Raw genomic sequence first — 12,596 nt, forward strand, 5'->3', positions numbered from 1 at the left:
TGAAGGCGCAGAACGGCGTGCCGGACTGGAATCAGGTGGAAGCGCTGATCAAGGAGTGGAAACCCGACGCCGTAGTGGTGGGCCTGCCCCTGAACATGGACGGCAGCCCCAGCGACATGTGCGCGCGCGCCGAAAAATTCGCCCGGCGCCTGAACGGCCGCTTCAATGTGCCCTTCTATACCCACGATGAACGCCTGACCACCTTCGAGGCCAAGGGCGAACGCCTGGCCCGGGGCGGGCAGAAAGGCAGTTACCGCGACAACCCGGTAGACGCGATCGCCGCGGCCCTGCTGCTGCAGGGCTGGCTCGACGAAAACGCCACGCTGTTGAATACCTGAGATCCCGAATCCTGAAGATGCGCGGCCCAAAGCTGCGCGCCTCCTGGCCCAACACCAGCCGTAAGTTCCCGTGCCCTGCTGCCCGGCAGCAGGCGCGAGCCCACGAAGGAGCCACCATGAGCCTGCCCAATCCCGCCGCCCTGATCAGCCAGATGGCCACTGATCTCAACGCCCACCTGGCCCAGCGCGCCATCAGCGAGCCACGCTTCATCGGTATCCGTACCGGTGGCGTGTGGGTGGCCCAGGCCCTGTTGGAAGCCCTGGGCAGCGACGCGCCCCTGGGCACCCTGGATGTGTCCTTCTACCGCGACGACTTCAGCCAGAACGGCCTGCACCCGCAAGTTCGCCCTTCGGAACTGCCGTTCGAGATCGAAGGCCAGCACCTGGTGCTGATCGACGACGTGCTGATGAGCGGCCGGACCATCCGCGCCGCCCTCAACGAGTTGTTCGACTATGGCCGTCCGGCCAGCGTGACCCTGGTCTGCCTGCTGGACCTGAACGCCGCCGAACTGCCGATTCGTCCGAATGTGGTGGGTGCAACCCTGTCGCTGGCCGCCCACGAGCGGGTAAAATTGTCCGGTCCTGCGCCGCTTCAACTCGAGCTCCAAGACCTCGCCCTCTAACTCGCCCTTTTAAGAGTCCATTGCGATGACGCCTCTAGACGCCAAGCGCCCGCTGCAGCTCAACGATCAGGGCCAGCTGCGCCATTTCCTGTCCCTCGACGGCCTGAACCGCGAGCTGCTGACAGAAATCCTCGACACCGCCGACTCCTTCCTCGAAGTCGGCGCCCGGGCGGTAAAGAAAGTCCCGCTGCTGCGCGGCAAGACCGTGTGCAACGTGTTCTTCGAGAACTCCACCCGTACCCGCACCACCTTCGAACTGGCAGCCCAGCGCCTGTCGGCGGACGTGATCACCCTGAATGTCTCGACCTCCTCGGCGAGCAAGGGTGAAACCCTGCTGGACACCCTGCGCAACCTGGAAGCCATGGCCGCCGACATGTTCGTGGTGCGCCACGGCGACTCCGGTGCCGCGCACTTCATCGCCGAACACGTGTGCCCCCAGGTGGCGATCATCAACGGCGGCGACGGCCGTCACGCCCACCCGACCCAGGGCATGCTCGACATGCTGACCATCCGCCGGCACAAGGGCGGTTTCGAGAACCTCTCGGTGGCCATCGTCGGCGACATCCTGCACTCGCGGGTAGCACGCTCCAACATGCTGGCGCTGAAAACCCTCGGCTGCCCTGACATTCGCGTGATTGCACCGAAAACCCTGCTGCCCATCGGCATCGAACAATACGGGGTCAAGGTCTACACCGACATGACCGAAGGCCTGAAAGACGTGGACGTGGTGATCATGCTGCGCCTGCAACGTGAGCGCATGCAGGGCGGCCTGCTGCCCAGCGAAGGCGAGTTCTACCGCCTGTTCGGCCTGACCACCGCACGCCTGGCCGGGGCCAAGCCCGACGCCATCGTCATGCACCCGGGCCCGATCAACCGCGGTGTGGAAATCGAATCGGCGGTGGCCGACGGTCCGCACTCGGTGATCCTCAACCAGGTGACCTACGGCATTGCAGTGCGCATGGCGGTACTGTCCATGGCCATGAGCGGGCAGACCGCCCAGCGACAATTCGAGCAGGAGAACGCCCAGTGAAGCTCAGCATTCTCGGCGCCCGCGTCATCGATCCAAGCAGTGGCCTGGATCAAACCACCGATCTGCACCTGGAAGCCGGCAAGATTGTTGCCATCGGCGCCGCGCCCGGCGGTTTCAATGCCGTCACTACCATCGACGCCAAGGGCCTGGTGGCCGCGCCCGGTCTGGTGGACCTGAGCGTCGCCTTGCGCGAGCCGGGCTACAGCCGCAAGGGCAGCATTGCCAGCGAAACCCGCGCCGCCGCCGCCGGTGGCGTCACCAGCCTGTGCTGCCCGCCGCATACCAAACCGGTACTGGATACCTCGGCCGTGGCCGAACTGATCCTCGACCGCGCCCGGGAAGCCGGCAACAGCAAAGTCTTCCCCATCGGGGCCTTGAGCAAGGGCCTGGACGGCGAACAACTGGCCGAGCTGATTGCCCTGCGCGACGCCGGCTGCGTGGCCTTCGGCAATGGCCTGGAAGGCTTCCGCAGCACCCGCACCCTGTGCCGTGCCCTGGAATACGCCGCCACCTTCGACCTGACAGTGATCTTCCACTCCCAGGACCGCGACCTGGCCGAAGGCGGCCTGGCCCACGAAGGCCCCACCGCGAGTTTCCTCGGCTTGCCGGGGATTCCCGAAAGCGCGGAAACCGTGGCCCTGGCCCGGGACCTGTTACTGGTGGAGCAAAGCGGCGTGCGCGCTCACTTCAGCCAACTGACCAGCGCCCGGGGCGTGGAACTGATTGCCCAGGCCCAGGCCCGCGGCCTGCCAGTGACCGCCGATGTTGCCTTGTACCAGCTGATCCTGACCGATGAGGCGCTGATCGACTTCTCCAGCCTGTATCACGTGCAACCGCCGCTGCGTTCGCGGGCCGACCGTGATGCCCTGCGTGAAGCGGTGAAGTCCGGGGTGGTGCAAGCCATCTCCAGCCATCACCAGCCCCATGAACGCGATGCCAAGCTGGCGCCATTCGGTGCCACCGAGCCGGGCATCAGCAGCGTCGAACTGCTGCTGCCACTGGCCCTGACCCTGGTTCAGGACGGTTTGCTGGACCTGCCGACCCTGCTGGCGCGCCTCAGCGCCGGTCCGGCCGAGGCCTTGCGCCTGCCGGCGGGCAAGCTGGTGGAAAGTGGCGCAGCGGACCTGGTGCTGTTCGACCCGGCCAGCTCCACCGTGGCCGGCGAGCGCTGGCTGTCCAAGGGCGAGAACTGCCCGTTCCTCGGCCATAGCCTGCCAGGTGCGGTGCGCTACACCCTGGTGGATGGGCATATCAGCTATCAGGGCTGAGGTCTGCAGCGCCGGTGTCGCCCGGCGAGCCGGCTCCTACGTGGGGCCGGCTTGATTCGTCAGCGGCGTTTGGCGTTTTCCAGGGAGACCTGATCGTTCAGAGTCCAGAAGTCGTACAGCACTCCCAGGAAGAACAAGCCGCCGGTGAACAGGTAGATCACCCCGCTCAGCCATTTGCCCTGGTACATGCGGTGCACGCCGAAAACCCCGAGGAAGGTCAGCAGAATCCAGGCCACGCTGTATTCCACAGGACCAGAGGTAAAGCGCAAGTCCGCTTCCCGATCCATGGACGGGATCAGGAACAAGTCGATCAACCAGCCAATGCCCAATAGACCGAGGGTGAAGAACCAGATGGTCCCGGTCACCGGCTTGCCGTAATAGAAGCGGTGAGCGCCGGTAAAACCGAAAATCCACAACAGGTAACCGATCACCTTGCTGTGGGTGTCATGGGTGGATGCATCCTGACGATAGGTGTTCATTAAGAGCCTCTTGCTGGGTGATAGATAAATATTCTTAAAAACTTTGTGACTTTTTTACAGGCTTTCGACGTGTGGACAATGTTACCTTCTGTTCCGCCAAAGCCTTGTACTGCCTGACTTCTGACGGTTTTCTGCGTCAAGTTGCCACCTCTTTGCCGAAGTTGACCCCAAGGTTGAATCGACAAACGGCCACGGAAGTGACCTGAAAGCTGTTATAAAGTTGCGCGCTAACCAAATAAGAGCCTTGCCTAATGCGACCCTTTTTCAAGACATGGCTAACCATTTGCCTATTAATGCCACTGGCCGCCCACGCCACCAACCGTGAGCAACGACTTCCCAACGTTAATGGCTACACCCCGAAATCCCATGTTTCGACGGTCACCGCCAAGAACAAGACCACCATCAAGCACCCCACCCGCCTGAGCAAGGCCGACAGCAAGCTGGTGGCCAACAACGCCGGCCGGCCAAGCACCACTGTCCTCAGCCGTGCGGTCAATGTGCTGGGCACCCCCTATCGTTGGGGCGGCAGCAGCCCAAGTAAAGGCTTCGATTGCAGCGGCCTGGTGCGCTACGCCTTCAATGACGTCGCCGCCGTGGACCTGCCCCGCACCTCCAACGCCATGGCCAGCGGCCACGGGCAGAAGGTCGAGCGCAAGGACCTGAAGCCGGGCGATCTGCTGTTCTTCAACATCAAGAGCCGCAAGGTCAACCACGTCGCCATCTACCTGGGCGAGGACCGCTTTATCCACGCCCCGCGGCGCGGCAAGGCGGTGACCATCGACACCCTGAAGAAACCCTACTGGCAGAGCCACTACGTGGTTGCCAAGCGGGTACTGCCCAAGGAACAGGCACCTCTGCGGGTCGTGCAGCGCTAATCTGCTGATTCGCCCATTCGCCGGCAATCCGGCTCCTACGCCCACCTGTAGGAGCCGGCTTGCCGGCGAATGCATTTCCAGCCCCGTCAAAAGCTCTCCGGCATTCGTGCCTGCTCCCGCGCCTGCTCACGGCTGATCAGCCCCTGCCCCAGCAATGCCTTGAGACTCATGTCCAGGGTGCGCATGCCCTGGGCTCCACCGGTCTGGATCGCCGAATACATCTGCGCCACCTTGTCCTCGCGGATCAGGTTACGGATCGCTGCATTGCCCAGCATGATTTCGTGGGCCGCCACCCGCCCACCGCCGACCCTCTTCAGCAACACCTGGGCAATGACCGCCTGCAGCGACTCGGCCAGCATCGAGCGCACCAGGGCCTTTTCCTCTCCCGGGAATACGTCCACCAGCCGGTCGATGCTCTTGGCCGCGGATGAAGTGTGCAGGGTGGCGAACACCAGATGCCCGGTTTCGGCGGCGGTCAGGGCCAGGCGAATGCTGCCCAGGTCGCGCAACTCTCCCAGCAGAATCACGTCCGGGTCCTCCCGCAGCGCGGCACGCAAGGCGGTGGCGAAACTGCGGGTATCACGCGCTATTTCGCGCTGGTGGATGAGGCAGTTTTTCTGCGGATGAATGAACTCGATGGGGTCTTCGAGGGTGAGGATGTGCTGCTGCCGATGCCGGTTCAGGTGATCGATCATCGCCGCCAGGGTGGTGGACTTGCCGCTGCCGGTGGGCCCGGTGACCAGCACCAGCCCTCGGGGCGCCTCGGCAATCTGCTGAAACACTTGCCCCAGCCCCAACGCTTCCAGGCTCTGTACCCGTGATGGGATCAAGCGCAACACCGCCCCCGCTCCCCGAGCATGCTGGAAAGCATTGACCCGGAACCGCGCCACACCCGGCAGTTCATAGGCGAAGTCCAGATCCTGCTGGCTGGCGAACACCTGCCGCTGAGGTTCGCTCATCAGGCCATGCATCAGGGCCAGCACCTGCTGTGCATCCAGGGCCGGGCTGTCGAGCGGACGAATATCGCCATCAACGCGCAACATCGGCGCCAGTCCGGCAGACAGATGCAGGTCGGAAGCGCCCCGGGAGACGCTCAAGGTCAGGAGTTCGGTGATGTCCATAGTGCCCCCCAATTCCAGTAGAATGCCGCGAGCTTCAGACCCAGCCGCCATGCCGGGCAATGACCGGCGCGGCCCTTGAGCGATGCTCGGGCCGGTCGACAATCAGGGTCTGGTGGATTCATGCGGCGGTTGGCGGCCAAGGTCACAGGCTCCCGGTCGCCGGTACTTTTGAGAAGAAATCGAATGTCCACGATAGCAGACAACATTGCCCGGCTAGCCGAGCGTATCCGCAGCGCCTGCCAGGCCGTACAGCGTGCCCCGGACAGCGTCATGCTGCTGGCCGTGAGCAAGACCAAACCCGCCGCCGCCTTGCGCGAAGCCTATGCCGCCGGCCTGCGGGACTTCGGCGAGAACTACCTGCAAGAAGCCCTGGGCAAACAACAGGAACTGGCGGACCTGCCCTTGAGTTGGCACTTCATCGGCCCCATTCAGTCGAACAAGACTCGCGCCATTGCCGAGCATTTTGCCTGGGTGCATTCCGTGGATCGCTTGAAAATCGCACAACGCCTGTCCGAGCAACGCCCCGCCGGGCTGCCACCGCTGAACATCTGCATCCAGGTGAATGTCAGTGGCGAAGCCAGCAAGTCCGGCTGTGCTCCGGCCGACCTGCCGGCCCTGGCCAGCGCCATCAGCGCCTTGCCACGCCTGCAATTGCGTGGGCTGATGGCGATTCCCGAGCCCACCGAGGACCGTGCCGCCCAGGAAGCCGCCTTCGCTGCGGTGCAGACCTTGAACAACCAACTGCGGGACAGCCTCAAGCTGCCCCTGGACACCCTCTCCATGGGCATGAGCCACGACCTCGAAGCGGCCATCGCCCAAGGCGCCACCTGGGTGCGGATCGGTACCGCACTGTTTGGTGCCCGCGACTACAGTCAGTCCTGATGCGACTGACACTGACCTCTCATAAGGACCTGTCATGAACACGACTCGTATCGCTTTTATCGGTGCCGGCAACATGGCGGCCAGCCTCATTGGTGGCCTGCGGGCCAAAGGCCTTGAGGCAGCACAGATCCGTGCCAGCGACCCTGGCGCCGAAACCCGGGCCAAGGTGGCTGCCGAACACGGCATCCAGGTGTTCGCCGACAACGCCGAAGCCATCGCCGGCGTCGACGTGATCGTCCTGGCGGTCAAGCCCCAGGCCATGAAAGCCGTGTGCGAAGCCCTGCGCCCGAGCCTGCAGCCTCAGCAACTGGTGGTTTCCATCGCTGCCGGTATCACCTGCGCCAGCATGAACCACTGGCTCGGCGAGCAACCGATCGTGCGCTGCATGCCCAATACCCCGGCCCTGCTGCGCCAAGGCGTCAGCGGCCTGTATGCCACCGCCCAGGTCAGCCCTGAACAGCGCCATCAGGCCGAGGAACTGCTGTCCGCCGTGGGCATCGCCCTGTGGCTGGATCAAGAGCAGCAACTGGACGCAGTGACCGCCGTGTCCGGCAGCGGCCCGGCGTATTTCTTCCTGCTGATCGAAGCCATGACCGCCGCTGGCGAAAAGCTCGGCCTGCCTCGGGAAACCGCCGCCCAACTGACCCTGCAGACCGCCCTGGGCGCAGCCCACATGGCGGTGTCCAGTGACGTCGACGCCGCCGAGCTGCGCCGCCGCGTGACGTCGCCGGCCGGCACCACGGAAGCCGCGATCAAATCGTTCCAGGCCAACGGCTTTGAAGCCCTGGTGGAAAAAGCATTGGGTGCCGCCGCGCACCGCTCGGCCGAAATGGCCGAACAACTCGGTCGTTAACTCGCCCCTACAAAGGAATCGATAATGTTCGGACTCAACGACGCTGCCATTTTTGTGATCCAGACCCTGGGCAGCCTTTACCTGCTGGTGGTCCTGCTGCGCTTCATGCTGCAAGTGGTACGGGCGAACTTCTACAACCCTATCTGCCAGTTCATCGTGCGTGCCACCCAGCCACTGCTCAAACCCCTGCGCCGGGTGATCCCCAGCATGTTCGGGCTCGACATGTCCTCGCTGGTCCTGGCCCTGATCGTACAAATGGCGCTGTTCGCCATCATCCTTACCCTCAGCCACATCTCCTTCAATGCCCTGGGACTGCTGTTGTGGGCGCCGATCGGCATCTTCGCGCTGTTCCTGAAGATCTGGTTCTTCGCCATGATCATCAGCGTGATCCTGTCCTGGGTCGCTCCTGGCAGCCAGAGCCCGGGCGCGGAACTGGCCTATCAGATCAGCGAGCCGCTGCTGGCCCCGTTCCGGCGCATCGTGCCCAACCTGGGCGGCCTGGACATCTCGCCGATCCTGGCCTTCATCGTGATCCAGCTGGTGCAGCAGTGGCTGATTCCACGCATGGCGTTCTACACCTTCATGCCCCCTGAGTTGTTCGGGCTGATCTGATGAGCTATTTCCGCTGGGACGGTGACGATCTGATCCTCGATTGTCACCTGCAACCCAAGGCCAGCAGCGACGAGTTCGCTGGCCTGCATGGGGAGCGGTTGAAGATCCGCCTCACCGCCCCGCCCGTGGAAGGCAAGGCCAACGCTCACTTGATGGCGTTCCTGGCCAAGGCTTTCGGCATTCCCAAGAGCAACGTCAGCCTGGTCAGTGGCGAGTTGAATCGGCAGAAGCGCGTGCGCCTGCAAGCGCCGAAGAAGCTGCCGGATCTGCCGGGGCTGGCGCGCCCAGCCTGATTCGCCCGCAAGCCGGCTCCTACGCCCCATGTCCGCGGCAGGAGCTGGCTTGCCAGCGAAGCTCCCGCGCCATTTTCCCCAACCAAACACAGCCCCGGGCTTTGCTTGCCGCTGGGAGCAGCGGTCTTTAGACTTACGCCTCATTTAAATGAGAGCAGGGTCGATGCCAACTGCCTTTCCCCCCGATTCTGTTGGTCTGGTCACACCGCAAGTAGCGCACTTCAGCGATCCTCTGGCCCTGGCCTGCGGACGCGCGCTACCGGCCTACGACCTGATCTACGAAACCTATGGTCAGCTCAACGCCAGCGCCAGCAACGCGGTGCTGATCTGCCACGCCCTGTCCGGCCATCATCACGCCGCCGGCTACCACAGTGTTGATGACCGCAAGCCCGGTTGGTGGGACAGCTGCATCGGCCCCGGCAAACCCATCGACACCAACAGGTTCTTCGTGGTCAGCCTCAACAACCTCGGCGGTTGCAACGGCTCCACCGGCCCCAGCAGCCTCAATCCGGACACCGGCAAGCCCTTCGGCGCCGACTTCCCGGTATTGACCGTGGAAGACTGGGTCCATAGCCAGGCGCGCCTGGCGGATCGCCTGGACATCAGCCAGTGGGCCGCAGTGATCGGCGGCAGTCTGGGCGGCATGCAGGCCCTGCAATGGACCATCACCTACCCGGACCGGGTACGGCACTGCCTGGCCATTGCTTCGGCGCCCAAGCTCTCGGCGCAGAACATCGCCTTCAACGAAGTGGCGCGCCAGGCGATTCTTACCGACCCGGAATTCCACGGCGGCTCGTTCCAGGAACAAGGGGTGATCCCCAAGCGTGGGCTGATGCTGGCGCGGATGGTGGGGCACATCACCTACCTGTCCGATGACTCCATGGGCGAGAAATTCGGCCGCGGCCTCAAGAGCGAGAAGCTCAACTACGACTTCCACAGCGTCGAATTCCAGGTGGAAAGCTACCTGCGCTATCAGGGCGAGGAGTTCTCCGGGCGTTTCGACGCCAATACCTACCTGCTGATGACCAAGGCCCTGGACTACTTCGACCCGGCGGCGAACTGCGACGACGACCTGGCCAAGACCTTTGCCCATGCCACCGCCAAATTCTGCGTGATGTCCTTCACCACCGACTGGCGCTTCTCCCCGGCCCGTTCCCGGGAGCTGGTGGACGCGCTGATGGCGGCGCGCAAGGACGTCTGCTACCTGGAGATCGATGCACCCCAGGGTCACGACGCCTTCCTGATCCCGATCCCGCGCTACCTGCAGGCGTTTAGTCACTACATGAACCGCATTACCTTGTGAGGACACGATGAGAGCCGATCTGGAAATCATCCAGGAATGGATCCCCGCCGGCAGCCGCGTCCTCGACCTGGGCTGCGGTAACGGCGAGCTGCTGAGCTGGCTGCAGGAACACAAGCAAGTCACCGGCTACGGCCTGGAAAACGACCCGGACAACATTGCCGAGTGCGTGGCCAAGGGCATCAACGTGATCGAGCAGGACCTGGATAAAGGCCTGGGCAACTTCGCCAGCAACAGCTTCGATATCGTGGTCATGACCCAGGCCCTGCAGGCTGTGCACTACCCGGACAAGATTCTCGACGAAATGCTCCGGGTCGGCCGCCAGTGCATCATCACTTTTCCCAACTTCGGCCACTGGCGCTGCCGCTGGTACCTGGCCAGCAAGGGTCGGATGCCGGTCTCGGAGTTCCTGCCGTACACCTGGTACAACACGCCGAACATCCACTTCTGCACCTTCGAGGACTTCGAAGAGCTGTGCCGCGAGCGTGAAGCCCGGGTGATCAACCGACTTGCCGTCGATCAACAACACCGCCACGGGTGGGCCAGTAAGCTATGGCCTAATCTGTTGGGAGAGATCGGCATCTACCGCGTCAGCAGTCCCGGCCTGCAGGATCACAAGGTCGCGGTATAAACCACGTTGCATCGAGGAGAACCACCATGGGACGTCTGGTTACATTTCTATTGGCCGCCTGCCTGAGCCTGAGCGCCCTGGCCGCGGACCCAATCAAGGGCGAGCGCCAGGAAGTCTTTGGCGACATCACCGTGCACTACAACACCTTCAACTCCACCTACCTGCAGCCTGACATCGCCAGGGCGGCGGAGCTGATCCGCAGCAAGAACCAGGGCGTGATCAACGTGTCCCTGATCAAGGACGGCAAACCGCTGGTCGGCCAGGTCAGCGGTACGGTCAAGGACCTGACCAGCAAGAGCATCCCCCTGAAATTCCGCCAGATCACCGAACAGGGCGCGATCTACTACATCGCCCAGTTCCCGGTGGAACAGCAGGAAAACCGTACGTTCACCATCACTGTGCAAACGGGCGGTGACACCAACAGCTTCAGCTTCAACCAAGAGCTATTCCCGGGCGAATAATGAACCTCACGCAACTCGTACTGGCCAGCCACAACGCCGGCAAACTCAAAGAACTCCAGGCCATGCTCGGCGCCTCGGTGCAACTGCGCTCGATCGGCGAGTTCAGCAGCGTCGAGCCGGAAGAAACCGGTCTGTCGTTCGTCGAAAACGCCATCCTCAAGGCGCGCAATGCCGCGCGCATTTCCGGCCTGCCGGCACTGGCGGACGACTCGGGCCTGGCGGTGGACTTCCTCGGCGGCGCGCCGGGCATCTACTCGGCCCGCTATGCCGACGGTCAGGGCGATGCGGCGAACAACGCCAAGCTGCTCGACGCCCTGAAGGATGTGCCCGAGGAGCAACGCGGCGCGCAGTTTGTCTGCGTCCTGGCCCTGGTGCGGCACGCCGACGATCCGCTGCCGATCCTCTGCGAAGGCCTGTGGCACGGGCGCATCCTGACTGCCGCCAGTGGCGAACACGGTTTTGGCTACGACCCGCTGTTCTGGGTGCCGGAACGTGACTGCTCCAGCGCCGAACTGGGCCCCGTGGAGAAAAACCAGCTCAGCCACCGCGCCCGCGCCATGGCCATTCTGCGGCAACGCCTGGGCCTGAAATGAGCCAAGACCGATCCGCGTCGCCGCTGATTCTCGGCGGCGCGCAAACGCCTCGGGCGGCGCTGCCCCAGTTGCCGCCCCTGGCGCTGTACATCCACATCCCGTGGTGTGTACGCAAATGCCCCTATTGCGACTTCAACTCCCACGCCGCCAGCCCGACGCTGCCGGAAATAGAGTACGTCGACGCCCTGCTGGCCGACCTCGACCTGGACCTGCACGCCGTCCATGGCCGCGAGCTGAGCTCGATCTTTTTCGGCGGCGGCACCCCGAGTCTGTTCAGCGCCCAAGCCCTGGGCCGGCTGCTCAAGGGCGTGGAACAGCGCATCCCGTTTGCCAGCGACATCGAAATCACCCTGGAAGCCAACCCCGGGACCTTCGAGCAGGAAAAATTCACCGCCTACCGCGCCCTGGGCATCAACCGCCTGTCCATCGGCATCCAGAGCTTCCAGGAACAGAAGCTCAAGGCCCTGGGCCGCATCCACAACGGTGACGAAGCGATACGCGCCGCCGGCATGGCGCGCCAGGCCGGGTTCGACAACTTCAACCTGGACCTGATGCACGGCTTGCCGGATCAGTCCCTGGACGATGCGCTGGGCGATCTGCGCCAGGCCATCGCCATGAAGCCGACCCACCTGTCCTGGTACCAGCTGACCCTGGAGCCCAACACGGTGTTCTGGAACCAGCCGCCGGTACTGCCGGAAGACGACACCCTGTGGGATATCCAGGAAGCCGGCCAGGCACTGCTGGCCGAGCATGGCTACGCCCAGTACGAAGTCTCGGCCTACGCCCAACCAGGGCGTGCGGCACGGCACAACCTGAACTACTGGAGCTTCGGCGACTTCATTGGCATCGGTGCCGGTGCCCACGGCAAGCTCAGCCACCCGGACGGGCACATTCTGCGCACCTGGAAGACCCGCTTGCCCAAGGATTACCTGAACCCGGCCAAGCCGTTCAAGGCCGGCGAGAAGGCCCTGAGCAACGAGGAGCTGCCGTTCGAGTTCCTGATGAACGCCCTGCGCCTCACCGACGGTGTGGACGCCGCGCTGTTCGCCCAACGCACCGGCCTGGATCTGGCCAGTCTTGCCGAAGGTCGGCGCCAGGCCGAACAAAGCGGCTTGTTGCAGGTCGAACCGTCACGCCTGGCGGCCACGGCCCGCGGGCAACTCTTCCTCAATGACCTGCTGCAATACTTTCTGATCTAAGGAAATCACATGGATCTGGTACTCGATCTGCTCGCCAC

16 protein-coding genes are annotated in these 12,596 nt (G+C 63.7%); 14 read left to right on the plus strand and 2 right to left on the minus strand.

What is annotated here, in order from left to right; genetic code table 11:
• The 4 genes from ruvX to BLX41_RS22430 form a co-directional block, all read left to right on the plus strand.
• Positions 1-338: Holliday junction resolvase RuvX (gene ruvX / locus BLX41_RS22415; RefSeq protein WP_259745081.1), on the plus strand; the 338-nt coding region annotated here is incomplete at its 5' end.
• 116 nt (positions 339-454) lie between these two features.
• A complete protein-coding gene (gene pyrR / locus BLX41_RS22420) occupies positions 455-961 on the plus strand; it encodes a bifunctional pyr operon transcriptional regulator/uracil phosphoribosyltransferase PyrR (RefSeq protein ID WP_060841533.1) in 507 nt (168 codons plus the stop codon).
• Between the two features lie 25 nt (positions 962-986).
• A complete protein-coding gene (locus tag BLX41_RS22425) occupies positions 987-1,991 on the plus strand; it encodes an aspartate carbamoyltransferase catalytic subunit (RefSeq protein ID WP_011064007.1) in 1,005 nt (334 codons plus the stop codon).
• On the plus strand, positions 1,988-3,259 hold the full coding sequence (locus BLX41_RS22430; protein ID WP_123726652.1) for a dihydroorotase: 1,272 nt from the start codon (positions 1,988-1,990) through the stop codon (positions 3,257-3,259). The genes BLX41_RS22425 and BLX41_RS22430 overlap by 4 nt, the downstream gene beginning before the upstream one ends.
• Positions 3,260-3,318: 59 nt before the next feature.
• Here the strand turns inward: BLX41_RS22430 and BLX41_RS22435 are convergent, their stop codons facing one another.
• Entirely contained in the window at positions 3,319-3,738 is a 420-nt protein-coding gene (locus tag BLX41_RS22435) for an NINE protein (RefSeq protein ID WP_123726653.1), read from the minus strand.
• Positions 3,739-3,989: 251 nt separating this feature from the next.
• Here BLX41_RS22435 and BLX41_RS22440 point away from each other — a divergent pair, with 251 nt between their 5' ends.
• Positions 3,990-4,613 (plus strand): C40 family peptidase, encoded by a 624-nt coding sequence (locus BLX41_RS22440; protein WP_123726654.1) that lies wholly within the window; start codon positions 3,990-3,992, stop codon positions 4,611-4,613.
• An 86-nt stretch (positions 4,614-4,699) separates the two neighbouring features.
• Here BLX41_RS22440 and BLX41_RS22445 read toward each other — a convergent pair whose 3' ends face one another.
• Complete coding sequence (locus BLX41_RS22445) at positions 4,700-5,734, minus strand: type IV pilus twitching motility protein PilT (protein WP_123726655.1); 1,035 nt, start codon at positions 5,732-5,734, stop codon at positions 4,700-4,702.
• A gap of 183 nt (positions 5,735-5,917) precedes the next feature.
• Here BLX41_RS22445 and BLX41_RS22450 point away from each other — a divergent pair, with 183 nt between their 5' ends.
• From BLX41_RS22450 to hemW, 9 genes are all read left to right on the plus strand, one after another.
• Complete coding sequence (locus BLX41_RS22450; protein WP_123726656.1) at positions 5,918-6,616, plus strand: YggS family pyridoxal phosphate-dependent enzyme; 699 nt, start codon at positions 5,918-5,920, stop codon at positions 6,614-6,616.
• Positions 6,617-6,650: 34 nt separating this feature from the next.
• Entirely contained in the window at positions 6,651-7,469 is an 819-nt protein-coding gene (gene proC / locus BLX41_RS22455) for a pyrroline-5-carboxylate reductase (RefSeq protein ID WP_102862079.1), read from the plus strand.
• Positions 7,470-7,493: 24 nt separating this feature from the next.
• Positions 7,494-8,081, plus strand: coding sequence for a YggT family protein (locus tag BLX41_RS22460; protein ID WP_123726657.1), 588 nt, complete (start codon positions 7,494-7,496; stop codon positions 8,079-8,081).
• Positions 8,081-8,374 carry a DUF167 domain-containing protein gene (locus BLX41_RS22465; RefSeq protein WP_047289741.1) on the plus strand — a complete coding sequence of 98 codons (294 nt, stop codon included), beginning with the start codon at positions 8,081-8,083 and terminating at the stop codon, positions 8,372-8,374. The genes BLX41_RS22460 and BLX41_RS22465 overlap by 1 nt, the downstream gene beginning before the upstream one ends.
• A gap of 163 nt (positions 8,375-8,537) precedes the next feature.
• Positions 8,538-9,677, plus strand: a complete 1,140-nt coding sequence (metX, locus tag BLX41_RS22470; protein ID WP_123726658.1) for a homoserine O-succinyltransferase MetX — start codon at positions 8,538-8,540, stop codon at positions 9,675-9,677.
• Positions 9,678-9,684: 7 nt separating this feature from the next.
• A complete protein-coding gene (metW, locus tag BLX41_RS22475; protein ID WP_123726659.1) occupies positions 9,685-10,305 on the plus strand; it encodes a methionine biosynthesis protein MetW in 621 nt (206 codons plus the stop codon).
• Positions 10,306-10,331: 26 nt separating this feature from the next.
• Positions 10,332-10,766: a DUF4426 domain-containing protein gene (locus BLX41_RS22480; protein ID WP_123726660.1), complete on the plus strand. Its 435-nt coding sequence runs from the start codon at positions 10,332-10,334 to the stop codon at positions 10,764-10,766.
• Positions 10,763-11,359, plus strand: a complete 597-nt coding sequence (rdgB, locus tag BLX41_RS22485) for an RdgB/HAM1 family non-canonical purine NTP pyrophosphatase (protein WP_185073742.1) — start codon at positions 10,763-10,765, stop codon at positions 11,357-11,359. Before BLX41_RS22480 ends, rdgB begins: the two co-directional genes overlap by 4 nt.
• Positions 11,356-12,558, plus strand: a complete 1,203-nt coding sequence (gene hemW / locus BLX41_RS22490) for a radical SAM family heme chaperone HemW (RefSeq protein ID WP_123726662.1) — start codon at positions 11,356-11,358, stop codon at positions 12,556-12,558. The genes rdgB and hemW overlap by 4 nt, the downstream gene beginning before the upstream one ends.
• Positions 12,559-12,596: the final 38 nt, after the last annotated feature.

The sequence above is a fragment of the Pseudomonas protegens genome (assembly GCF_003732485.1).
Classification (GTDB): Bacteria; Pseudomonadota; Gammaproteobacteria; order Pseudomonadales; family Pseudomonadaceae; genus Aquipseudomonas; species Aquipseudomonas protegens_B.